Genomic DNA, 24,140 nt, shown 5'->3' with positions numbered 1-24,140 from the left:
GTTCCCGGCCACGCGACTTCTTACGCACTCTGTCTGAAATTCCCCTCTGCGTGTATCATTCCCTTTAATCAGTACTTTTGAATGGAATGAATATGAATACCTTACGCATCGGCTTAGTGTCGATTTCTGACCGCGCCTCCAGCGGTGTTTATCAGGATAAAGGCATCCCCGCGCTTGAAGAGTGGCTTGGCAACGCGCTGACCACCCCGTTTGAAATCCAGACCCGCCTGATCCCTGACGAACAGCCAATCATTGAGCAGACGCTTTGTGAGCTGGTGGATGAGATGAGCTGCCACCTCGTGCTGACCACCGGTGGAACCGGTCCTGCGCGTCGTGATGTGACGCCGGACGCGACGCTGGCCATCGCCGATCGTGAAATGCCGGGCTTTGGCGAACAGATGCGCCAGATCAGTCTACACTTTGTCCCGACGGCCATCCTCTCCCGTCAGGTGGGCGTAATCCGCAAACAGGCGTTGATTCTGAACCTGCCTGGCCAGCCGAAGTCGATCAAAGAGACGCTGGAAGGGTTGAAATCGGACGACGGTAATGTCATCGTGCAGGGCATTTTCGCCAGTGTACCGTATTGTATACAGCTGCTTGACGGTCCTTATGTGGAAACCGATGAGAAAGTGGTAGCAGCATTCCGTCCTAAAAGCGCGCGTCGCGAAACAATCTCCTGAAAATAATGATTATGTGACATTAGCTGAAGCGGCGATGGCGTGGTAAAGGTTTTACGGTATAGTAACTTTTTCTTTACGAGTGCTGTAAAAATAAATCCACAACTAAAGCTAAAGGGTTCGCTATGTCACATAACACCCGACCTCTGAATCGACAGGACTATAAAACCCTTACGCTCGCGGCCTTAGGCGGCGCGCTGGAGTTTTACGATTTTATCATCTTCGTCTTCTTCGCCGCCGTGGTGGGGGAACTCTTCTTCCCGGCGGATATCCCCGAGTGGCTGCGTCAGGTACAAACCTTCGGCATTTTTGCTGCCGGGTATCTGGCGCGTCCGCTGGGCGGCATTATCATGGCCCACTTTGGCGATCTGGTTGGCCGTAAAAAGATGTTTACCCTTAGCATTCTGCTGATGGCGGTACCCACGCTGGCGATTGGTCTGTTGCCCACCTATGCCTCGATGGGCATACTCGCGCCATTGCTGCTGTTACTGATGCGCGTGCTGCAGGGGGCAGCCATTGGTGGTGAGGTCCCGGGCGCGTGGGTGTTTGTGGCGGAGCATGTTCCGGCGCGGCGGATAGGTATCGCCTGTGGAACCTTAACGGCGGGTCTGACCGTCGGGATCTTGCTGGGGTCGGTGGTCGCGACCATTGTAAACACCAGCATGACGCAGCAGGCCGTTCACGACTGGGGCTGGCGTGTGCCGTTCCTGCTGGGTGGGGCGTTTGGTCTGGTGGCGATGTATCTGCGTCGCTGGCTGCAGGAAACGCCAATATTCCTCGAGATGCAGCAGCGTAAGGCGCTGGCGCAGGAGCTGCCGGTGAAAGCCGTCGTGGTACGCCATAAAAAAGCGGTGGTGGTGTCGATGCTGCTCACCTGGCTGCTTTCAGCAGGGATTGTGGTGGTGATATTAATGTCGCCGGTCTGGCTGCAGAAACAGTATGGTTTCGCGCCAGCCGTGACGTTACAGGCGAACAGTATCGCAACCATTATGCTCTGCTTTGGCTGTCTGGCCGCCGGGCTGGCGGCGGATCGTTTCGGTGCCAGCATCACCTTTATCGTCGGTAGCCTGTTACTGGCCGCCTCCAGCTGGGCGTTTTACCACCTTGCAGGCAGCCATCCTGAACAGCTGTTCCTGCTGTACGGCGTGGTCGGGCTGTGTGTGGGCGTTGTCGGCGCGGTGCCCTATGTGATGGTGCGTGCGTTCCCGCCAGAGGTTCGCTTCACCGGGATCTCATTCTCCTACAACGTGTCGTACGCCATTTTTGGTGGACTGACGCCGATTGCGGTTACCGTGCTGATGGGCGTGTCACCGATGGCGCCCGCCTGGTATGTTCTCGCACTTTCGGTGATGGGACTGGTACTGGGGATGTGGCTTCGTCAGGCGTGGGGATGTCGTGCCCGCGAGGCGGGCACGACAGAAGGATCAGTGTTTTTCACCAATCGGTAGAACGGTGCGATCAAACTGTTCGTTCAGCACTTCACCCATTGCCAGGTAGATAGCGCTTGCGCCACAAACCAGACCAATCCAGCCGGCAACGTGAACGATGCCTTCGTTATCCACCAGGTGGCCAATCGCCAGCAGGGCGAACAGCACGGTCAGGCTCAGGAAAACGAACTGCAGCATGCGGTTGCCTTTCAGAGTACCGAAGAACATAAACAGGGTGAAAACGCCCCACAGGCCCAGGTAGACGCCCAGGAAGTGGGCGTTTGCCGCCTCTGCCATACCCATTTTAGGCAGCAGCAGAATGGCAACCAGGGTCAGCCAGAACGAACCGTAAGAGGTGAAGGCGGTTAAGCCGAAGGTATTACCTTTCTTATATTCCAGCAGGCCCGCGAAGATTTGCGCGATACCGCCGTAAAAAATGCCCATCGCCAGGATGATGCCATCCATCGGGAACATCCCGATATTGTGCAGGTTCAGCAGAATAGTGGTCATGCCAAAACCCATCAGGCCCAGCGGAGCCGGATTAGCCAACTTAGTGTTGCCCATAAGTCCTCAAAAAAATCATCATTAAAATGGTGAAATGGTTAAACCCGCGTCAGTTCTCCCTGACGGGGCGCGGCATCATAATGGGCGCAATCGATGGCGTCTATGATCTCATCAGGGTGAAATTAAAATTTTTTTTATCATTCCCCCTTGATGGATGTCGCAGCGACCCCATCTTGTAGTCAACCGCAGTGTGTGGACCTGAAAAAAATCAAATCTGGGCAGTTGAAAAAGCACGATCTGCCCTTATTACAGGTACACAACCACATGTTGACTGAATTTTTAGTGGAGACGTTTAGATGGGTAAAATTATTGGTATCGACCTGGGTACGACCAACTCTTGTGTAGCGATTATGGATGGCACTACTGCACGTGTGCTGGAGAACGCCGAGGGCGATCGCACCACGCCTTCTATCATTGCTTATACCCAGGATGGTGAAACTCTGGTTGGTCAGCCGGCTAAACGTCAGGCAGTGACAAACCCGCAAAACACCCTGTTTGCGATTAAACGCCTGATCGGCCGCCGCTTCCAGGACGAAGAAGTTCAGCGTGACGTTTCTATCATGCCTTACAAAATCATCGCGGCAGACAATGGCGATGCGTGGCTTGATGTGAAAGGCACCAAAACTGCACCACCGCAGATTTCTGCTGAAGTGCTGAAAAAAATGAAGAAAACGGCTGAAGATTACCTGGGTGAGCCGGTAACCGAAGCTGTTATCACCGTACCTGCTTACTTCAACGATGCTCAGCGTCAGGCAACCAAAGATGCTGGCCGTATCGCAGGTCTGGAAGTCAAACGTATCATCAACGAACCTACCGCGGCTGCACTGGCTTACGGTCTGGATAAAGAAGTCGGCAACCGTACTATCGCGGTTTACGACCTGGGTGGTGGTACCTTCGATATCTCTATTATCGAAATCGACGACGTTGACGGCGAAAAAACCTTCGAAGTTCTGGCAACTAACGGTGATACTCACCTGGGTGGTGAAGACTTCGATACCCGTCTGATCAACTATCTCGTTGACGAGTTTAAGAAAGATCAGGGCATTGACCTGCGTAATGACCCGCTGGCTATGCAGCGCCTGAAAGAAGCCGCTGAGAAAGCGAAGATCGAACTGTCTTCCGCTCAGCAGACCGACGTGAACCTGCCGTACATCACTGCAGACGCGACCGGTCCTAAACACATGAACATCAAAGTGACCCGTGCGAAACTGGAAAGCCTGGTAGAAGACCTGGTGAACCGTTCTATCGAGCCGCTGAAAGTAGCGCTGCAGGACGCTGGCCTGTCCGTGTCTGACATCAACGACGTTATCCTCGTTGGCGGCCAGACCCGTATGCCAATGGTTCAGAAGAAAGTGGCGGAGTTCTTTGGTAAAGAGCCACGTAAAGACGTTAACCCGGACGAAGCGGTTGCTATCGGTGCTGCGGTTCAGGGTGGCGTACTGACCGGTGAAGTGAAAGATGTACTGCTGCTGGACGTTACCCCGCTGTCTCTGGGTATCGAAACCATGGGCGGTGTGATGACTGCGCTCATCAACAAAAACACCACTATCCCAACCAAGCACAGCCAGGTATTCTCTACCGCCGAAGACAACCAGTCTGCGGTAACCATCCATGTGCTGCAGGGTGAACGTAAGCGCGCATCTGATAACAAATCTCTGGGTCAGTTCAACCTGGACGGCATCAACCCGGCGCCGCGCGGTATGCCTCAGATCGAAGTCACCTTCGACATCGATGCTGACGGTATTCTGCACGTGTCTGCGAAAGACAAAAACAGCGGTAAAGAGCAGAAGATCACCATCAAGGCCTCTTCCGGTCTGAACGAGGAAGAGATCCAGAAAATGGTTCGTGAAGCGGAAGCTAACGCGGAATCTGACCGTAAGTTCGAAGAGCTGGTTCAGACCCGTAACCAGGGCGACCATCTGCTGCACAGCACCCGTAAGCAGGTTGAAGAAGCAGGCGATAAACTGCCAGCGGAAGACAAAACGGCTATCGACGCTGCACTGAGTGCGCTGGAATCTTCACTGAAAGGTGAAGATAAAGCGGACATCGAAGCGAAGATGCAGGAACTGGCTCAGGCTTCTCAGAAGCTGATGGAAATCGCTCAGCAGCAGCACGCTCAACAGCAGGCAGGTGCTGACGCTTCAGCGAACAACGCGAAAGACGACGACGTTGTCGACGCTGAGTTCGAAGAAGTTAAAGATAAAAAATAATCGCCCTGATGCAGGGTAATTAATCGGCACGGGCGTAGGAGAATTCTCCACGCCCGTGCTCGCATGTTAAGGGGCTTAAAAAAACCAATGGCAAAGCAAGACTATTACGAGATTTTAGGCGTTCCGAAAACTGCGGAAGAGCGTGAAATCAAAAAGGCGTATAAGCGCCTGGCCATGAAATTCCACCCGGACCGTAACCAGGGTGACAAAGAGGCTGAAGCCAAATTTAAAGAGATCAAAGAAGCCTACGAAGTCCTGACCGATGCACAAAAACGTGCAGCCTATGACCAGTACGGTCACGCAGCCTTTGAACAGGGCGGCATGGGCGGCGGTGGATTCGGCGGCGGCGGCTTTGGCGGCGGCGCTGACTTCAGCGATATCTTTGGCGATGTGTTTGGCGACATCTTCGGTGGTGGTCGTGGACGTCAGCGCGCGGCGCGTGGCGCTGACCTGCGCTACAACATGGAGCTGACGCTGGAAGAGGCCGTTCGCGGTGTCACTAAAGAGATCCGTATTCCAACGCTGGAAGAGTGTGACGTCTGCCACGGCAGCGGCGCGAAAGCGGGCACTCAGCCGCAGACCTGTCCAACCTGTCACGGTTCTGGCCAGGTACAGATGCGTCAGGGGTTCTTCGCGGTGCAGCAGGCCTGTCCGCACTGCCATGGTCGCGGTACGCTGATCAAAGATCCCTGCACCAAATGCCATGGTCACGGTCGCGTTGAGAAAACCAAAACCCTGTCCGTTAAAATCCCGGCTGGGGTCGATACGGGCGACCGCATCCGTCTGGCTGGCGAAGGCGAAGCTGGCGAACACGGCGCACCGGCGGGCGATCTGTACGTTCAGGTGCAGGTCAAGCAGCACGCTATCTTCGAGCGCGAAGGCAACAACCTGTACTGTGAAGTGCCGATCAACTTCGCGATGGCTGCTCTCGGTGGCGAAATTGAAGTCCCGACGCTGGATGGCCGCGTGAACCTGAAAATTCCTGGCGAAACCCAGACCGGTAAGCTGTTCCGCATGCGCGGTAAAGGCGTTAAATCCGTTCGCGGGGGCGCACAGGGCGACCTGCTGTGCCGCGTCGTTGTGGAAACACCGGTTGGCCTGAACGATAAGCAGAAACAGCTGCTGAAAGAGTTGCAGGAGAGCTTTGGTGGCCCGACGGGTGAGAAAAACAGCCCACGCTCCAAAAGCTTCTTCGATGGAGTCAAAAAATTCTTCGATGATTTGACCCGCTAATCTGTTTGTCGCAGGTATTCGCAAAAGCCCGGAAGAGATTCCGGGCTTTTTTGTTTATCGGTATTGTTCGGTTAAACTGAATCAATACTCAATATTAATCTGTTTTTGCCGAGCTATAAGGCTTGGTATTATGGTTTTATCGAGGTATTGCTGTATAAGAGAGAATTAAAGTGAAATTACTACACCGTTTTTTTAGTAGCGAAGCATCCGGGGGCGTGATCCTGATTTTGGCTGCCGCGGCCGCGATGGTGCTGGCAAACGTCGGATTTACCCGCGATCTGTATCATGCTTTTCTGGAAACGCCCGTCGAGCTGAAGGTTGGGGCGCTGGAAATCCACAAGAACATGCTGCTGTGGATCAACGATGCGCTCATGGCGGTGTTCTTCCTGCTTGTCGGGCTTGAGGTTAAGCGGGAGCTGGTACTGGGTTCGCTTGCCAGTCGCCAGCGAGCGGCGTTCCCGGTCATTGCCGCGCTCGGTGGGATGGTGGTTCCGGCGCTGCTCTTCCTCGCGTTTACCTGGCAGGATCCGGTTGCACGTCACGGCTGGGCGATCCCGGCGGCAACGGATATCGCCTTTGCACTCGGGGTGCTGGCCTTACTGGGAAGCCGCGTTCCGGTTGCCCTGAAAATCTTCCTGATGGCGCTGGCGATCATCGACGACCTGGGCGCAATTGTGATTATCGCGCTGTTTTACACAAGCGATCTGTCGATCCTGTCTTTGAGCGTGGCTGCAGGGGCGATTGCGGTTCTGGCGCTGCTGAACATCTTGAATGTTCGTCGCATCGGTATCTATATCCTCGTGGGGATGGTGCTGTGGACTGCGGTGCTGAAATCGGGCGTGCATGCCACGCTGGCAGGAGTGATCGTCGGCTTCTTCGTGCCGCTTAAACCACAGGAGGGCAAATCACCTGCGAAGCAGCTGGAGCATGTGCTGCACCCCTGGGTCGCCTTTATGATCCTGCCTCTGTTTGCATTTGCTAACGCGGGAGTTTCCCTTGGCGGCGTGACGCTGGACGGGCTGACCTCCGTGCTGCCGCTGGGTATCATCGCCGGGTTGTTTATCGGCAAGCCGCTGGGCATTAGCCTGTTCTGCTGGCTGGCGACGAAGCTTAAGCTGGCATCATTGCCGCACGGCACCACGTTTACGCAGATCATGGCTGTGGGCGTGCTGTGCGGGATAGGCTTTACGATGTCGATCTTTATCTCGACGCTGGCGTTTGGTGCGCATGCACCTGAGCTTATCGTCTGGGCGAAACTCGGCATTCTCATCGGGTCATTACTGGCCGCGGTGATCGGTTACACCTTGTTGAAGGTGAAGTTGTCCGGGCAGACCGTCCAGGCATAACGGAAAACCGGGAGGAGGGTGACCTTCTCCCGACAGGCACTCAGGGAGAGAAGACGCGATGTCTCATTTGAATTACAACCATCTTTACTACTTCTGGCATGTCTACAAACAGGGCTCGGTGGTCGGGGCGGCAGAGGCGCTTTACCTGACGCCGCAAACCATCACCGGGCAGATCAAGGCGCTGGAAGAACGTCTGCAGGGTAAGCTGTTCAAGCGTAAGGGACGCGGAATTGAACCCAGCGAGCTGGGTGAGCTGGTTTTCCGCTATGCGGATAAAATGTTCACCCTGAGCCAGGAGATGCTGGATATCGTCAACTACCGCAAAGAGTCGAACCTGCTCTTTGATGTTGGCGTGGCGGACGCGCTGTCAAAACGACTGGTGAGCGGCGTGCTGGATGCGGCTGTGGTCGAAGATGAGCAAATCCATCTGCGCTGTTTTGAATCCACCCACGAGATGCTGCTGGAACAGCTGAGCCAGCACAAGCTGGACATGATCATCTCGGATTGTCCGATCGACTCCACGCAGCAGGAAGGGCTGTTTTCGGTGAAGATTGGTGAATGCGGCGTGAGCTTCTGGTGTATTAACCCGCCGCCGGAAAAACCCTTCCCGGCTTGCCTGGAAGAGCGTCGCTTGCTGGTGCCAGGAAGACGTTCCATGCTGGGACGCAAGCTGCTGAACTGGTTTAACTCTCAGGGGCTGAATGTCGAAATCCTCGGTGAGTTCGACGATGCGGCGCTGATGAAAGCCTTTGGCGAGGCGCACAATGCGATCTTCGTTGCACCGACGCTCTACGCGCACGATCTCTATTCAGATAGCAAGATTACGGAGATTGGTCGGGTCGATAACGTAATGGAAGAGTATCACGCGATTTTTGCCGAAAGGATGATTCAGCACCCGGCGGTGCAGCGTATCTGTAATCGCGACTACTCGGCGCTGTTTACGCCACCGGCAATCTGAAGGCATAAAAAAACCCGCGTTAAGCGGGTTCTTTAAACAAGCAACAACAAGCGGCAATTAAGCCAGTTTGTTGATCTGCGCGGTCAGGTTTGCTTTATGACGCGCTGCTTTGTTTTTGTGGATCAGACCTTTAGCAGCCTGACGATCCACGATTGGTTGCATTTCGTTAAATGCGTTCTGCGCTGCAGCTTTGTCGCCAGCTTCGATTGCTGCGTATACTTTCTTGATGAAAGTACGCATCATAGAGCGACGGCTTGCGTTGTGCTTACGAGCCTTTTCAGACTGAACGGCACGTTTCTTAGCTGATTTGATATTAGCCAAGTCCAACTCCCAAATATGATCTATGTGGACAATTCAAAGGCCGAGGAATATGCCCTCTTTGCCTTCTTTTGTCAATGGATTTGTGCAAATAAGCGCCGTTAATTAGCGACGCTACGTTACGTAGTGATGGCGCAGGATTCTACCAGCTTGTCTTCTCTGAATACAGCCTTTCGGCATAAAAATCGCAGTTCAGGAGCAGATTTTTTCGCTGTGAAAGGTCAGCCTGATGAAATCATTACGGCTTTCTGTTTTGCGCGAACAATCGCCGGTTAACCTTGACCGCTGTACAAGGTATACTTTGGCGATTTTCACTGTTTTGAGCCAGACATGAAGCTGATACGCGGCATACATAATCTCAGCAGAGCACCGCACGGGTGCGTGCTGACCATTGGTAATTTCGACGGCGTGCATCGTGGTCATCAGGCGCTGTTGCAGGGATTGCGTAAAGAAGGGGAGGCCCGTGGCCTGCCCGTAGTAGTGATGATTTTCGAACCACAGCCGCTGGAGCTGTTTGCGGGCGATAAATCTCCCGCCCGTCTCACTCGCCTGCGCGAGAAGTTGCGCTATCTGGCCGAGTCCGGCGTGGACTACGTTTTGTGCGTACGTTTCGATCGTCGCTTTGCCGCGCTGACAGCACAAAATTTCGTCAGCGACCTGCTGGTTGAACGTCTTGGCGTGCAGTTTCTGGCCGTGGGGGATGATTTCCGCTTTGGCGCTGGTCGTCAGGGCGATTTCTTGCTATTACAGAAGGCTGGTCTGGAGTACGGTTTTGACGTCACCAGTGCGATGACCTTCTGTGAAGGCGGCGTTCGCGTCAGCAGCACGGCGGTACGTCAGGCGCTGGCCGATGATGAACTGGGGACGGCAGAAACCCTGCTTGGGCATCCGTTCACTATCTCCGGTCGCGTCGTCCATGGCGATGCGCTCGGACGCACCATTGGTTTCCCGACGGCGAATATACCGCTACGCCGTCAGGTTTCCCCGGTCAAAGGGGTCTATGCGGTGGAAGTGGCAGGACTGGGCGATAAGCCGTTTTACGGTGTTGCCAACATTGGCACACGTCCGACCGTCGCCGGTGTGCGTCAACAGCTGGAAGTGCACCTGCTGGACGTTGTAATGGACCTTTATGGTCGCCATATAGATGTGATACTGCGTAAAAAAATACGCAACGAGCAGCGATTTGGTTCGCTGGATGAACTCAAAGCGCAAATTGCGCGAGATGAATTGACGGCCCGCGAGTTTTTTGGGCTTTAGAACCGGCTTAACTGCCTACGTGATAAATACGGAACCGAGAATCTGATGAGTGACTATAAATCAACCCTGAATTTGCCGGAAACAGGGTTCCCGATGCGCGGCGATCTCGCCAAGCGTGAACCGGGAATGCTGGCGCGTTGGACTGATGATGACCTGTACGGCATCATTCGTGCAGCCAAAAAAGGCAAAAAAACCTTCATTCTGCATGATGGCCCTCCCTATGCGAATGGCAGCATTCATATTGGTCACTCGGTTAACAAGATTCTGAAAGACATTATCGTGAAGTCGAAAGGCCTCGCGGGATATGACTCGCCATACGTTCCGGGCTGGGACTGCCACGGTCTGCCAATCGAACTGAAAGTGGAGCAGGAATTCGGTAAGCCTGGTGAGAAATTCACCGCCGCTGAGTTCCGTGCGAAATGCCGCGAATACGCCGCTACGCAGGTTGAAGGTCAGCGCGCGGATTTCATCCGTCTGGGCGTGCTGGGCGACTGGTCACACCCGTACCTGACCATGGACTTCAAAACCGAAGCCAACATCATCCGTGCGCTGGGCAAAATCATCGGTAATGGCCACCTGCACAAAGGCGCTAAGCCTGTACACTGGTGTGTGGATTGCCGTTCTGCGCTGGCAGAAGCGGAAGTGGAGTATTACGACAAAACCTCTCCGTCTATCGACGTGGCGTTCCACGCCGTTGATCAGGATGCGGTGAAAGCCAAATTTGGCGTCTCCTCCGTTAATGGCCCTATTTCACTGGTGATCTGGACCACTACCCCGTGGACCCTGCCAGCAAACCGTGCGATCTCCCTGTCCGGTGAGTTCGACTACGCGCTGGTGCAGATTGACGGTCAGGCGGTTATCCTGGCAAAAGACCTGGTCGAGAGCGTGCTGAAACGCGCAAATATCACCGACTACACCGTGCTGGGCACCGTGAAGGGCGACGCGCTTGAGCTGATGCGCTTTAAACACCCGTTCCTGGACTTTGATGTGCCAGCGATCCTGGGCGACCACGTCACGCTGGAAGCCGGTACCGGTGCGGTCCATACCGCCGGTGGCCACGGTCCTGACGACTACAACATCAGCCTGAAATACGGTCTGGAAATCGCTAACCCGGTGGGCCCGGATGGTTCTTACCTGCCTGGCACTTACCCGGCGCTGGACGGTATCAACGTCTTTAAAGCTAACGACATTATCGTTGATATGCTGCGCACCAGCGGCGCGCTGCTGCACGTTGAGAAAATGCAGCACAGCTATCCGTGCTGCTGGCGTCACAAGACGCCGATCATCTTCCGTGCGACCCCACAATGGTTCATCAGCATGGATCAGAAAGGCCTGCGTGCGCAGTCTCTGAAAGAGATCAAAGGCGTGCAGTGGATCCCAGACTGGGGCCAGGCGCGTATCGAATCCATGGTTGCTAACCGCCCTGACTGGTGTATCTCCCGTCAGCGTACCTGGGGCGTGCCGATGTCGCTGTTCGTGCATAAAGAGACGCAGGAACTGCATCCGAACACCCTGGAACTGATGGAAGAAGTGGCGAAGCGCGTCGAAGTTGACGGCATTCAGGCATGGTGGGATCTCGACGCCCGCGACATCCTGGGCGCTGACGCCGACAACTACGAGAAAGTGCCGGATACCCTGGATGTATGGTTCGACTCCGGATCCACTCACTCTTCCGTGGTTGACGTGCGTCCTGAGTTTGCCGGTCACGCCGCCGATATGTATCTGGAAGGTTCTGACCAACACCGCGGCTGGTTCATGTCATCCCTGATGATCTCCACCGCCATGAAAGGAAAAGCGCCTTACCGTCAGGTACTCACCCACGGCTTCACCGTGGATGGTCAGGGCCGTAAGATGTCCAAATCTATCGGCAACACCGTGTCTCCGCAGGATGTGATGAACAAGCTGGGCGCAGACATTCTGCGTCTGTGGGTGGCTTCCACCGACTACACCGGCGAAATGGCTGTGTCTGACGAGATCCTGAAACGTGCCGCCGACAGCTATCGTCGTATCCGTAACACCGCGCGCTTCCTGCTGGCGAACCTGAACGGGTTTGATCCGGCTAAAGACATGGTGAAACCGGAAGAGATGGTGGTGCTGGACCGCTGGGCGGTAGGCTGCGCGAAAGCGGCGCAGGAAGATATCCTGAAAGCCTATGAATCTTACGACTTCCATGAAGTGGTGCAGCGCCTGATGCGCTTCTGCTCCATCGAGATGGGTTCGTTCTACCTCGACATCATCAAAGACCGTCAGTACACCGCGAAAGCGGACAGCGTGGCGCGTCGTAGCTGCCAGACCGCGTTGTTCCACATCGCAGAAGCGCTGGTGCGCTGGATGGCACCGATCATGTCCTTCACCGCGGATGAAATCTGGGGTTATCTGCCAGGCGACCGTGAGAAGTATGTCTTCACCGGCGAGTGGTACGAAGGTCTGTTCGACCTCTCCAGCACCGAAGCGATGAACGATGCCTTCTGGGACGAGCTGCTGAAAGTGCGTGGTGAAGTCAACAAGGTGATTGAGCAGGCGCGTGCTGACAAGAAAGTCGGTGGCTCTCTGGAAGCGGCAGTGACCCTGTACGCCGAACCTGAGCTGGCGGCGAAACTGACGGCGCTGGGCGATGAATTGCGATTTGTCCTGTTGACCTCAGGCGCGCAAGTTGCGGATTATGCCGAAGCTACTGCTGATGCTCAGCAGAGCGAACTGCTCAAGGGACTGAAAGTCGCGCTGAGCAAAGCCGACGGTGAGAAATGCCCGCGTTGCTGGCATTACACTACCGATGTTGGCCAGGTGGCGGAACACGCAGACATCTGCGGACGCTGTGTAAGCAACGTCGCCGGTGACGGCGAAAAACGTAAGTTTGCCTGATGAGTAAAACTCTCTGTTCAACGGGACTGCGCTGGCTATGGCTGGTTGTGGTGGTGCTGATTATTGATCTGGGCAGCAAATTCCTGATCCTCCAGAATTTTGCGCTGGGGGATACGGTTTCGCTGTTCCCGTCGCTTAACCTGCATTACGCACGTAACTATGGTGCGGCGTTTAGTTTCCTTGCTGACAGCGGTGGCTGGCAGCGCTGGTTCTTTGCAGGTATTGCAATCGGTATCTGTGTGGTGCTGACGCTGCTGATGTACCGTTCGAAAGCGACGCAAAAGCTGAACAATATCGCCTACGCGCTGATTATTGGCGGCGCGTTAGGTAACCTGTTTGACCGCCTGTGGCACGGCTTTGTGGTCGATATGATCGACTTCTACGTCGGCGACTGGCACTTCGCGACCTTTAACCTCGCCGACAGCGCAATTTGTATCGGTGCGGCGTTAATCGTGCTGGAAGGTTTCTTACCGAAACCGACCGCGAAAGAGCAGGCGTAACAAAACCAGCCGGGTGACGCGTAGCGATCCCGGCCTACCGAATATGCCGACACTTGTAGGCCGGGTAAGCGAAGCGCCACCCGGCACACAGGCGAGACAACATAAAGAGCAATGTGCATGTCTAAATCCGTACAGAGCAACAGCGCGGTTCTCGTTCACTTCACGCTGAAACTGGATGACGGCTCCACGGCTGAATCCACCCGTAATAATGGCAAACCGGCCCTGTTTCGTCTGGGCGATACCTCCCTGTCTGAAGGACTTGAACAGCAGCTTCTGGGCCTGAAAGAGGGGGAGAAAAAAGCCTTTTCGCTTGAGCCGGATGCGGCGTTTGGCGTGCCAAGCCCGGATTTGATCCAGTACTTCTCCCGTCGTGAGTTTATGGACGCGGGTGAACCTGAAATCGGGGCGATTATGCTCTTTACCGCTATGGACGGCAGCGAAATGCCTGGCGTGATCCGCGAAATTAACGGCGACTCTATTACCGTTGACTTCAACCATCCGCTTGCCGGGCGCACTGTCCATTTTGATATTGAAGTGCTGGAGATTGATCCGGTACTGGAGGCCTGAAATGCAGATCCTGTTGGCTAACCCGCGCGGCTTCTGCGCCGGTGTAGACCGCGCTATCAGCATTGTTGAAAACGCGCTGGAGATTTACGGCGCGCCGATTTACGTGCGTCACGAAGTGGTGCACAACCGTTACGTGGTCGACAGCCTGCGCGAGCGCGGTGCTATTTTTATCGAGCAAATCAGTGAAGTGCCGGACGGTGCCATCCTGATTTTCTCTGCGCATGGTGTCTCTCAGGCAGTACGTAACGAAGCGAAAAGCCGCGATTTGACGGTGTTTGACGCTACCTGTCCGTTGGTTACGAAAGTGCATATGGAAGTGGCACGCGCCAGCCGTCGTGGTGAAGAGTCGATTCTGATTGGCCATGCGGGTCACCCGGAAGTCGAAGGCACCATGGGCCAGTACAATAACCCGGAAGGGGGCATGTATCTGGTTGAATCGCCAGAAGATGTGCTTACGCTGAACGTGAAAAATGAAGCCCGTCTGTCGTTCATGACCCAGACAACACTCTCTGTCGACGATACCTCTGACGTGATTGACGCCCTGCGCCAGCGTTTCCCGAAGATCGTCGGTCCGCGTAAGGATGACATCTGCTACGCGACCACGAACCGTCAGGAAGCGGTGCGTGCCCTGGCTGAACAGGCGGATGTGGTGCTGGTGGTCGGCTCGAAAAACTCCTCTAACTCAAACCGTCTGGCCGAACTGGCGCAACGGATGGGGAAAACGGCTTTCCTGATTGATGACGCGACGGATATTCAGGAAGCGTGGGTTAAAAACGCGACCTGTGTCGGCGTGACGGCCGGCGCATCTGCGCCGGATATTCTGGTACAGAACGTCATTGCCCGTCTGCAGGAGCTGGGCGGTGGCGAAGCGGTGCCGCTGGAAGGACGTGAAGAGAACATTGTTTTCGAAGTCCCGAAAGAACTGAGAATCGATGCCCGGGAAGTCGAATAATCCCTTTTCTGATGAAAGGCCAGCACCTCCTGTGCTGGCCTTTTTTTTACCCGTTACTTTATCGTGACGACAAAATCATGTCTTTTACTGATATTTAAGTCGGTTTCACGTTAAATTCTAATTATTGGTGTTTTCAGTTGGCAGTGCTCAGAAAGGCTGGTTAATCTGAAAACGGTTTACATCATTTTAACGTAAGAGAATAACTATGCATGATGCACAGATCCGTGTCGCCATTGCGGGCGCGGGTGGACGTATGGGTCGTCAGCTAATTCAGGCGGCACTTCAGATGGAGGGCGTCGCCCTTGGCGCAGCGCTGGAGCGTGACGGTTCATCGCTTCTGGGGACCGACGCTGGCGAGCTGGCGGGCGCGGGCAGGACGGGCGTCACCGTACAAAGCAGCCTGGATGCGGTAAAAGAAGACTTCGATGTCTTTATCGATTTTACCCGTCCGGAAGGGACGCTCACGCATCTGGCGTTTTGCCGTCAGCACGGCAAGGGGATGGTGATCGGCACCACTGGTTTTGACGATGCGGGTAAGCGGGCTATCCAGGATGCATCAGAAGAGATTGCGATTGTCTTTGCCGCAAACTTTAGCGTGGGCGTTAACGTCATGCTTAAGCTGCTGGAGAAGGCTGCGAAAGTCATGGGTGACTACACCGACATTGAGATCGTTGAAGCTCATCACCGTTATAAAGTGGATGCGCCATCAGGCACGGCGCTGGCGATGGGTGAAGCGATCGCCCATGCACTTGATAAAAATTTAAAAGACTGCGCGGTCTATACCCGCGAAGGCCACACCGGTGAACGCGTGCCTGGCACTATTGGCTTCGCCACGGTCCGTGCGGGTGACATCGTCGGCGAACATACCGCGATGTTCGCCGATATTGGCGAACGTGTAGAAATTACGCATAAAGCTTCCAGCCGAATGACGTTCGCCAATGGTGCCGTACGCTCCGCTTTGTGGCTAAAAAACAAAGAAAAGGGACTTTTTGATATGAAAGATGTCCTTGATCTCAATAATCTGTAAACATTATTACCCATCGTGATGTGGTTATTGCAGTCGTAATTCATTGATTGCATAGGGCAATATTTTATTGCCCTTTTATTTTTGCCACTACATATCATTTTATTACTTAAGCCTTTAAAAATATGTCTATTGCCAAGATTTTTCGTTGCTAAAATGTAAATTTTGACCATTTGGTCCACTTTATCATGTTCCATCTCGTGATTTTTTATTAAACCAGCCGCGCAAGCGTTTTCTGCAGTGATTTATCTGATCTTTTTGTCGCTTAAGCTGCATTCCGCCTTTCAGGCCTGCAAAAGAGTAAACAAAATATCCGTTTTAAGTTGACTTTTACCGACCAAATCTCCAGAATGCCGCCGTTTGCCAAAAATCCGCTGGCAACACATTTGCATTGATCCATGACATGGTTATGAATTAATATGCAAATAAAGTGAGTGAATATTCTCTGGAGGGTGTTTTGATTAAGTCAGCGCTATTGGTTCTGGAAGACGGAACCCAGTTTATCGGTCGGGCCATAGGGGCAACGGGTTCGGCGGTTGGGGAAGTCGTTTTCAATACTTCAATGACCGGTTATCAAGAAATCCTCACTGATCCTTCCTATTCTCGCCAAATCGTTACTCTTACTTATCCTCATATCGGCAATGTCGGCACCAATGCGGCTGACGAAGAGTCCTCTCAGGTACATGCGCAAGGTCTGGTCATTCGTGACCTGCCGCTGATTGCCAGCAACTTCCGCAACACTGAAGACCTCTCTTCTTACCTGAAGCGCCATAACATCGTGGCGATTGCCGATATTGATACCCGTAAGTTAACGCGTCTGCTGCGCGAGAAGGGTGCACAAAACGGCTGTATCATCGCAGGGGATAACCTGGATGCGGCTCTGGCGCTGGAAAAAGCGAAAGCCTTCCCGGGCCTGAACGGCATGGACCTGGCAAAAGAAGTGACCACAGCTGAAGCCTACAGCTGGACGCAGGGGAGCTGGACGCTCGAAGGCGACCTGCCGGAAGCGAAAAAAGAGAGCGAGCTGCCGTTCCACGTGGTGGCTTACGATTTCGGCGCCAAGCGCAACATCCTGCGCATGCTGGTTGACCGCGGCTGCCGCCTGACGGTGGTGCCGGCGAAAACGTCCGCTGAAGAGGTGCTGAAAATGAATCCGGACGGCATCTTCCTCTCTAACGGTCCAGGCGACCCGGCACCTTGTGACTACGCCATCAATGCCATCAAGTCCTTCCTGGAAACAGACATCCCGGTATTCGGTATCTGCCTCGGCCATCAGCTGCTGGCGCTGGCGAGCGGTGCGAACACCATCAAGATGAAGTTCGGTCACCACGGTGGTAACCACCCGGTGAAAGACATTGATAACAACACGGTGATGATTACCGCGCAGAACCACGGTTTCGCCGTCGATGAAGCGTCGATGCCGGCTAACCTGCGCGTGACCCATAAGTCACTGTTCGATGGCACCCTGCAGGGTATCCATCGTACCGATAAGCCAGCGTTCAGCTTCCAGGGCCACCCGGAAGCCAGTCCGGGCCCACACGATGCCGCGCCGCTGTTCGATCACTTCATCGAACTTATCGAGCAATACCGTAAGACCGCTAAATAATCAGGAGCCGAGAAGACAATGCCAAAACGTACAGACATAAAAAGCATCCTGATCCTTGGCGCTGGCCCGATCGTCATCGGCCAGGCCTGCGAATTCGACTACTCCGGTGCGCAGGCATGTAAAGCCCTGCGTGAAGAGGGTTACCGCGTTATCCTGGTGAACTCGAACCCGGCTACCATCATGACCGACCCGGAAATGGCGGATGCAACCTACATCGAGCCGATTCACTGGGAAGTGGTACGTAAAATTATTGAAAAAGAGCGCCCGGATGCGGTGCTGCCAACCATGGGTGGCCAGACGGCGCTGAACTGTGCGCTGGAGCTGGAGCGTCAGGGCGTGCTGGCCGAGTTCGGTGTAACCATGATTGGCGCGACCGCCGACGCGATTGATAAAGCTGAAGATCGTCGCCGTTTCGACGTGGCGATGAAGAAAATCGGCCTCGACACCGCGCGTTCCGGTATTGCTCACAATATGGAAGAGGCGCTGGCCGTCGCGGCTGAAGTGGGTTATCCGTGCATCATCCGTCCATCCTTCACCATGGGTGGCACCGGCGGCGGTATCGCCTACAACCGCGAAGAGTTCGAAGAGATTTGCGAACGCGGTCTGGATCTCTCTCCAACCAAAGAGCTGCTGATTGATGAATCGCTGATTGGCTGGAAAGAGTACGAGATGGAAGTGGTGCGTGATAAAAACGACAACTGCATCATCGTCTGCTCCATCGAAAACTTCGATGCGATGGGGATCCACACCGGTGACTCCATCACCGTTGCGCCAGCCCAGACGCTGACCGATAAAGAGTATCAGATCATGCGTAACGCCTCGATGGCGGTACTGCGTGAAATCGGCGTGGAAACCGGCGGCTCAAACGTGCAGTTCTCTGTGAACCCGAAAACCGGCCGTCTGATCGTTATCGAAATGAACCCGCGCGTGTCCCGTTCTTCCGCGCTGGCCTCCAAAGCGACCGGCTTCCCGATTGCCAAAGTAGCAGCGAAGCTGGCGGTGGGGTATACCCTTGACGAGCTGATGAACGACATCACCGGTGGCCGCACGCCTGCGTCCTTCGAACCGTCCATCGACTACGTTGTGACCAAAATTCCTCGCTTCAACTTCGAGAAATTCGCCGGCGCGAACGACCGTCTGACCACCCAGATGAAATCTGTCGGTGAAGTGATGGCGATTGGCCGCACGCAGCAGGAGTCCCTGCAGAAAGCGCTGCGCGGCCTGGAAGTGGGTGCGACCGGTTTCGATCCGAAAGTGAGCCTGGACGACCCGGAAGCACTGACCAAAATCCGCCGCGAGCTGAAAGACGCGGGCGCGGAGCGTATCTGGTACATCGCCGATGCCTTCCGTGCAGGCCTCTCCGTCGACGGCGTATTCAACCTGACCAACATTGACCGCTGGTTCCTGGTGCAGATTGAAGAGCTGGTACGTCTCGAAGAGAAAGTAGCAGAGCTGGGCATCAACGGTCTGGATGCGGACTTCCTGCGCATGCTGAAGCGTAAAGGCTTCGCCGATGCGCGTCTGGCAAAACTGGCGGGCGTACGTGAAGCGGAAATCCGTAAGCTCCGTGACCAGTATGACCTGCACCCTGTCTACAAGCGTGTGGATACCTGTGCGGCGGAATTCTCGACCGACACCGCGTACATGTACTCCACCTATGAAGACGAGTGCGAAGCGAACCCGTCCGTTGACCGCGACAAGATTATGGTGCTGGGCGGTGGTCCAAACCGTATCGGCCAGGGCATCGAGTTTGACTACTGCTGCGTGCACGCTTCGCTGGCGCTGCGCGAAGACGGTTATGAGACCATCATGGTTAACTGTAACCCGGAAACGGTCTCTACCGACTATGACACTTCTGATCGCCTCTACTTCGAGCCCGTTACCCTGGAAGACGTGCTGGAAATCGTGCGTATCGAGAAGCCAAAAGGCGTTATCGTGCAGTACGGTGGCCAGACCCCGCTGAAGCTGGCGCGTGCCCTGGAAGCCGCTGGCGTACCGGTTATCGGTACCAGCCCGGACGCGATTGACCGTGCGGAAGACCGCGAGCGTTTCCAGCAGGCGGTTGATCGTCTGAAGCTGAAGCAGCCGGCGAACGCCACCGTAACGGCCATTGAACAGGCTGTTGAGAAGGCGAAAGAGATTGGCTATCCGCTGGTGGTTCGTCCTTCCTACGTACTGGGCGGCCGCGCGATGGAAATCGTCTATGACGAAGCAGACCTGCGTCGCTACTTCCAGACGGCGGTGAGCGTTTCCAACGATGCGCCAGTTCTGCTCGACCGTTTCCTCGACGATGCGGTAGAAGTGGACGTTGACGCTATCTGCGACGGCGAAATGGTGCTGATTGGCGGCATCATGGAGCACATCGAGCAGGCGGGCGTACACTCCGGCGACTCTGCCTGTTCTCTGCCAGCGTACACGCTGAGTCAGGAAATTCAGGACGTGATGCGCCAGCAGGTGCAGAAGCTGGCCTTCGAGTTGCAGGTTCGTGGTCTGATGAACGTTCAGTTTGCGGTGAAAGACAACGAAGTCTACCTGATTGAAGTGAACCCGCGTGCGGCGCGTACCGTCCCGTTCGTCTCCAAAGCCACGGGTATTCCGCTGGCGAAAGTGGCGGCACGCGTGATGGCGGGCCAGACGCTGGCTCAGCAGGGCGTAACCAAAGAGATCATTCCGCCGTACTACTCGGTGAAAGAAGTGGTGCTGCCATTCAACAAATTCCCGGGCGTTGACCCGCTGTTAGGGCCAGAGATGCGCTCTACCGGGGAAGTGATGGGCGTGGGCCGCACCTTTGCTGAAGCATTCGCGAAGGCGCAGCTGGGCAGTAACTCCACCATGAAGAAATCTGGCCGTGCGCTGCTCTCCGTTCGCGAAGGCGATAAAGAGCGCGTGGTTGACCTGGCTGCCAAGCTGCTTAAGCAGGGCTTCGAGCTGGATGCCACTCACGGTACGGCGATTGTGCTGGGTGAAGCCGGTATCAACCCGCGTCTGGTGAACAAGGTGCATGAAGGTCGTCCGCACATTCAGGATCGCATCAAGAATGGCGAATATACCTACATCATCAACACCACTGCGGGCCGCCAGGCGATTGAAGACTCCAAGCTGATTCGCCGCAGCGCGCTGCAGTATAAAGTGCACTACGACACCACCCTGAACGGCGGTTTCGCGACGGCTATGGCGCTGAATGCGGATGCCACCGAGAAGGTGATTTCGGTTCAGGAAATGCACGCGCAGATTAATAAGTAAGTTCACATGCCCGGCGGCGTAGCGTTGCCGGGCACTCTCCCTCTCTTCAGAACCTTCTGGTTTTCCATCCGCATTCAGTCAGTTAGCCTAAAATTGTTAGGTCGATAACGAAATTCAACTGAGAGCAGGGGAAAACACCATGCAAAATAAATTACTGATCGCGTCTCTTCTGTCTGCCACAACATTGTTCACCGTTGCGGGCTGTTCATCCAACCAGGCTGTAAAAACGACCGATGGCAAAACCATTGTCACCGACGGCAAACCGAAGGTGGATGACGATACCGGTCTGGTGTCGTACAAAAACGCCGAAACCGGTCAAACCGAGCAGATTAACCGTGACCAGGTGAAATCCATGGGCGAGCTGGATAACTAATAAAAAAAGCCGTGGCATTTGCCACGGCTTTTAGCCTTTCCGGAACGCTTACCAGCGGTGGTTCAACAGGATATGACCGCCATAGGCAGCATAACTGTTTTCACCCCATTCGCCGCTGGCCCGCAGAGAAACGGTGGTAGTCTCGTTCAAATTCCCGGTAACGCCCAGCTCTAGCTGGCCACGGTCTTCCGGCGTGTCGTTGCTGACAGTTTCACCGTTAAACGCCAGATCGTTTTGACCCGCGCCTTTCAGCCAGTTCACGGCAACGTACGGCTGCCAGGCTTTGACATCCTTCTGCTGGAAGTAGCTTGATTTGACGCCCAGACGACCAAACAGACCGTCGTTGTCCAGGGTTGTCACCCGGACGCCGTCACGGTCGGTATGGTTTTCCTGATCAAGGTAGCTGTAAACGATCTGCGCCTGAGGTTCGATTTTCCAGGTGCGCTCATTTTCTGAATTAATCACCCACGCATGACCCACTTCGACAGAGGCAGCGAAACCTTCACTGTCGTAAACTTCGTCATTACGGTTGCTGGTCACTTTATTGTTGTACCAGCTATAGGCGGCCCAGGTATCAATGTAGCTGCCAAGGCGTAAGTTCTGATCTTCCTGCCAGGTGGCGTATAAACCTGCATTGAAGCCGTCGACTTTACCCTGCGCATCACGCACATTGTGTCTGGCCTCCGAGTGGGTTTTTGCCTGACCAGCACCAAACATGCCGCCCGCCCGCAGGATACCGTTATCCAGTGGCTTGCTCATGAAATCGCTGCCTATCTGAAGCACGGTAGTGGTGGTGTCATAATTGACTCTGTCGCCACCTGCGTCGTTTTCATGATAGCGGCCCTTAACGTACATCCAGGTATTGAGGTTATCTTCATTGCGGAAGGTGATTTGATCGCGATCGTCGCGCTTGTGGAGGAACATGCTTTGAGCAGCAAGGTAGTTGCCTAAATATGCGCCGACTTCCGGAGCCATGACTTCAGGGTTATTGTTGCTGCCATTACCGCCGTTGTCTCCGTTACCGCCATTGTCACCATTGCCGCCGTTGTCGCCGTTGTCACCGTTGCCACCATTGTCGCCGTTGTCACCATTGCCACCGTTATCTCCGTTATCTCCGTTATCTCCGTTATCGGGATCGTCAGCCGGATCGTCGGAGGGTGAAGCCTTCGATTCCAGATACCAGTTGCCATTACTGTGTTGATAAAGATTATATTCCCACGCGCCGGCAACGACGGGTTTGGCAAGCGTCAGCTGAGCTTCAGAGCTTCCACTCACGCTGACAATTTCCATGCCATTGACCGTTTGAGCGCCTAACCCACCCATATTGGAGACAGTAACGCCTGACTGCCCAAAGCTGCTGCCCGTAATCGTAAGATGATCGGTAGGTGCATCATCCGCGCCCAGCGTGCTGTTCAATACGATTTGGCTCCCCGCAGTGCCGGTATAATCTCCATTGATGGTAAAGTCATTGCCGACTGAATTATCCGCTGCGCTCAGTAAAAGCGTACCGCTGTTGGTCACGTTGCCGTTGATGGTATCCGCGCCCGAGTTGCGCAATGTCGGGTTGCCCTGAATGGCATTCCATGCAGCCAGCGTGCCGCCGCTAAGAATAGTGATGTTATCGTATACCGTCCCGGCTGTGGCAAACCTGGCTCCGCTCTGCACGGTCACCGTGGCATGACTGTTTTCAACGCCCAGGGTCGCACCGGACGCGACCAGCGTGGTGCCGCTATACAGGGTAGTATCACCGCTATAGCTGTTGTTACCGGTCAACGTCAGCGTATGCGAATCCCTTTTTTCAACACTCCCGCTGCCGGTCATGTTAGTGGTGAAGGTGAAATTATCACCCTGGTTGAAGATAACCGAGCCGTTATTCGTGAGTCCTCCACTCAGGTTTGCGACGCTTTCGCCATTACCCAACTGCAGAACCGCATTTTCAGCGACCAGCGTGTTCCCCGCATTTGCGACGGTTCCGGCCAGGGTCAGATTGCCGCTATTGACCTGCAGTGAATCACCCGTGCCGATAATGTCGACATCACCAGTGAGCGTCCAGTCTTCCCCGTCCATAGCAAGAGAAGCGAAACCGTCACCTTCGTTTAGCCCAATAAAATTGCTGTCCTCGGCGCCGGTTCCCACCAGCCTTAGGATGTTCCCTTTTGAGAGGGTAGAAATGACATCACCTGACAGTGACGATCCTGTATTAAGCGTCAGTGTATTATGTTTGTTGCTGGCGAACAGGATTGCAGTACTACCGCCGCCAATTGAACCAGTATTAATGATCTCAATTTTGGATGAGCCCATGACGTTAATACCATTCTGATAACCATCAATAATACCACTATTGATAATTTTCGAGTTTCCGTCACTTAGGGCAATTCCATCATTTTGAGTGCCTTTGATAGAACCCTCGTTGTTAATGGGTGTGCCGATATTCACCAGCATACCCGTCTTGCCTTCAATAAGGCCTGTTGCGCTGTTTGAAATATTTACTGCTGAGGACTCTTCATCAATATAAATACCATTTTCAAAACCAATGATACTTCCATTGTTATTGAGTTCGCCCTGCATGGATTGAATGTTCACTGCGTTTGCGGTTGTTGAGGAAATAGTTGCCCCCTCCTCGTTGTTAATCACAACACGCTGTGCGTTAGTATTAATATCAAGTCCGTCCGCTTTTGCGGTGATTTTTCCTTTATTGGTGACAGAAGTAACGTCCATACCAGAAACAGTTACTGCGGCAACATTATCGAGAGAGGAAATCGTGACGTTTTTATTAATGATATATTCAGATTCTGAGGAAAAATCTTGCGGGACTGAAGTCGACTGATCAATGGTTGCTGCTTGGCTTATTATTGGCGTAAAAACTAACAGGACGGGAAATAACTTTCCCAGTAATTGGGTTGTCCTGTTTAATATGTGGTGTTTGTCACTCATATTCACATCCATTTAAAATGAAAGTTGAAGAACAAAGAAGTATGTTCTCTTTTAAAGAGAGTTGTTATTCGGAAAGGGGTTAAATTATT

The 24,140-nt window shown here is 54.2% G+C and carries 18 protein-coding genes; 15 read left to right on the top strand and 3 right to left on the bottom strand.

Annotated elements, in window-relative coordinates; genetic code table 11:
- Nucleotides 1–92: 92 nt before the first annotated feature.
- Together mog and GM298_RS09470 are read left to right on the top strand one after the other, a co-directional pair.
- The gene (gene mog, locus GM298_RS09475) at nucleotides 93–680 is read left to right on the top strand and encodes a molybdopterin adenylyltransferase (RefSeq protein WP_025758039.1); all 588 of its coding nucleotides are present in this window, start codon (nucleotides 93–95) and stop codon (nucleotides 678–680) included.
- 122 nt (nucleotides 681–802) lie between these two features.
- The gene (locus tag GM298_RS09470; protein ID WP_045284823.1) at nucleotides 803–2,125 is read left to right on the top strand and encodes an MFS transporter; all 1,323 of its coding nucleotides are present in this window, start codon (nucleotides 803–805) and stop codon (nucleotides 2,123–2,125) included.
- On the opposite strand, the gene satP is transcribed toward GM298_RS09470, so the two are convergent.
- Entirely contained in the window at nucleotides 2,102–2,668 is a 567-nt protein-coding gene (gene satP / locus GM298_RS09465; RefSeq protein WP_025758037.1) for an acetate uptake transporter, read from the bottom strand. The genes GM298_RS09470 and satP overlap by 24 nt on opposite strands.
- 296 nt (nucleotides 2,669–2,964) lie before the next feature.
- Between satP and dnaK the strand changes: the two genes are divergently transcribed.
- From dnaK to nhaR, 4 genes are all read left to right on the top strand, one after another.
- Nucleotides 2,965–4,878, top strand: coding sequence for a molecular chaperone DnaK (gene dnaK / locus GM298_RS09460; RefSeq protein WP_045284820.1), 1,914 nt, complete (start codon nucleotides 2,965–2,967; stop codon nucleotides 4,876–4,878).
- A gap of 87 nt (nucleotides 4,879–4,965) precedes the next feature.
- Nucleotides 4,966–6,111 carry a molecular chaperone DnaJ gene (dnaJ, locus tag GM298_RS09455; protein WP_014830600.1) on the top strand — a complete coding sequence of 382 codons (1,146 nt, stop codon included), beginning with the start codon at nucleotides 4,966–4,968 and terminating at the stop codon, nucleotides 6,109–6,111.
- A 170-nt stretch (nucleotides 6,112–6,281) separates the two neighbouring features.
- Nucleotides 6,282–7,457 (top strand): Na+/H+ antiporter NhaA, encoded by a 1,176-nt coding sequence (gene nhaA, locus GM298_RS09450; protein WP_045284819.1) that lies wholly within the window; start codon nucleotides 6,282–6,284, stop codon nucleotides 7,455–7,457.
- A gap of 58 nt (nucleotides 7,458–7,515) precedes the next feature.
- Nucleotides 7,516–8,415, top strand: coding sequence for a transcriptional activator NhaR (gene nhaR / locus GM298_RS09445; protein WP_045284818.1), 900 nt, complete (start codon nucleotides 7,516–7,518; stop codon nucleotides 8,413–8,415).
- A 57-nt stretch (nucleotides 8,416–8,472) separates the two neighbouring features.
- Here the strand turns inward: nhaR and rpsT are convergent, their stop codons facing one another.
- The gene (gene rpsT / locus GM298_RS09440) at nucleotides 8,473–8,736 is read right to left on the bottom strand and encodes a 30S ribosomal protein S20 (RefSeq protein ID WP_003856458.1); all 264 of its coding nucleotides are present in this window, start codon (nucleotides 8,734–8,736) and stop codon (nucleotides 8,473–8,475) included.
- A gap of 327 nt (nucleotides 8,737–9,063) precedes the next feature.
- On the opposite strand from rpsT, the gene ribF reads away from it, so the two are divergent.
- The 9 genes from ribF to GM298_RS09390 all read left to right on the top strand — a co-directional run bounded on the left by ribF (nucleotide 9,064) and on the right by GM298_RS09390 (nucleotide 21,117).
- The gene (gene ribF, locus GM298_RS09430) at nucleotides 9,064–9,990 is read left to right on the top strand and encodes a bifunctional riboflavin kinase/FAD synthetase (RefSeq protein ID WP_025758033.1); all 927 of its coding nucleotides are present in this window, start codon (nucleotides 9,064–9,066) and stop codon (nucleotides 9,988–9,990) included.
- A 45-nt stretch (nucleotides 9,991–10,035) separates the two neighbouring features.
- Nucleotides 10,036–12,852 (top strand): isoleucine--tRNA ligase, encoded by a 2,817-nt coding sequence (ileS, locus tag GM298_RS09425; RefSeq protein ID WP_266154008.1) that lies wholly within the window; start codon nucleotides 10,036–10,038, stop codon nucleotides 12,850–12,852.
- Nucleotides 12,852–13,352 carry a signal peptidase II gene (gene lspA, locus GM298_RS09420; RefSeq protein WP_025758031.1) on the top strand — a complete coding sequence of 167 codons (501 nt, stop codon included), beginning with the start codon at nucleotides 12,852–12,854 and terminating at the stop codon, nucleotides 13,350–13,352. Before ileS ends, lspA begins: the two co-directional genes overlap by 1 nt.
- 117 nt (nucleotides 13,353–13,469) lie before the next feature.
- Nucleotides 13,470–13,919, top strand: a complete 450-nt coding sequence (fkpB, locus tag GM298_RS09415; RefSeq protein WP_013095528.1) for an FKBP-type peptidyl-prolyl cis-trans isomerase — start codon at nucleotides 13,470–13,472, stop codon at nucleotides 13,917–13,919.
- A 1-nt stretch (nucleotide 13,920) separates the two neighbouring features.
- Complete coding sequence (gene ispH / locus GM298_RS09410; RefSeq protein WP_259564795.1) at nucleotides 13,921–14,871, top strand: 4-hydroxy-3-methylbut-2-enyl diphosphate reductase; 951 nt, start codon at nucleotides 13,921–13,923, stop codon at nucleotides 14,869–14,871.
- A 205-nt stretch (nucleotides 14,872–15,076) separates the two neighbouring features.
- Nucleotides 15,077–15,898: a 4-hydroxy-tetrahydrodipicolinate reductase gene (dapB, locus tag GM298_RS09405; RefSeq protein WP_266154007.1), complete on the top strand. Its 822-nt coding sequence runs from the start codon at nucleotides 15,077–15,079 to the stop codon at nucleotides 15,896–15,898.
- 454 nt (nucleotides 15,899–16,352) lie between these two features.
- The gene (gene carA, locus GM298_RS09400) at nucleotides 16,353–17,501 is read left to right on the top strand and encodes a glutamine-hydrolyzing carbamoyl-phosphate synthase small subunit (protein WP_025758028.1); all 1,149 of its coding nucleotides are present in this window, start codon (nucleotides 16,353–16,355) and stop codon (nucleotides 17,499–17,501) included.
- A gap of 18 nt (nucleotides 17,502–17,519) precedes the next feature.
- Complete coding sequence (gene carB, locus GM298_RS09395) at nucleotides 17,520–20,744, top strand: carbamoyl-phosphate synthase large subunit (RefSeq protein WP_025758027.1); 3,225 nt, start codon at nucleotides 17,520–17,522, stop codon at nucleotides 20,742–20,744.
- A gap of 139 nt (nucleotides 20,745–20,883) precedes the next feature.
- The gene (locus GM298_RS09390) at nucleotides 20,884–21,117 is read left to right on the top strand and encodes a YgdI/YgdR family lipoprotein (protein WP_266154006.1); all 234 of its coding nucleotides are present in this window, start codon (nucleotides 20,884–20,886) and stop codon (nucleotides 21,115–21,117) included.
- A gap of 48 nt (nucleotides 21,118–21,165) precedes the next feature.
- Here the strand turns inward: GM298_RS09390 and GM298_RS09385 are convergent, their stop codons facing one another.
- Nucleotides 21,166–24,051 (bottom strand): autotransporter outer membrane beta-barrel domain-containing protein, encoded by a 2,886-nt coding sequence (locus GM298_RS09385; protein WP_266154005.1) that lies wholly within the window; start codon nucleotides 24,049–24,051, stop codon nucleotides 21,166–21,168.
- Nucleotides 24,052–24,140 lie beyond the last annotated feature (89 nt).

The sequence above is a fragment of the Enterobacter sp. HSTU-ASh6 genome (assembly GCF_026319105.1).
In the GTDB taxonomy this organism is placed as follows: domain Bacteria; phylum Pseudomonadota; class Gammaproteobacteria; order Enterobacterales; family Enterobacteriaceae; genus Enterobacter; species Enterobacter sichuanensis.
Note: the sequence above shows the minus strand (reverse complement) of the source record. Positions and strands in the feature narration are given on the sequence as shown.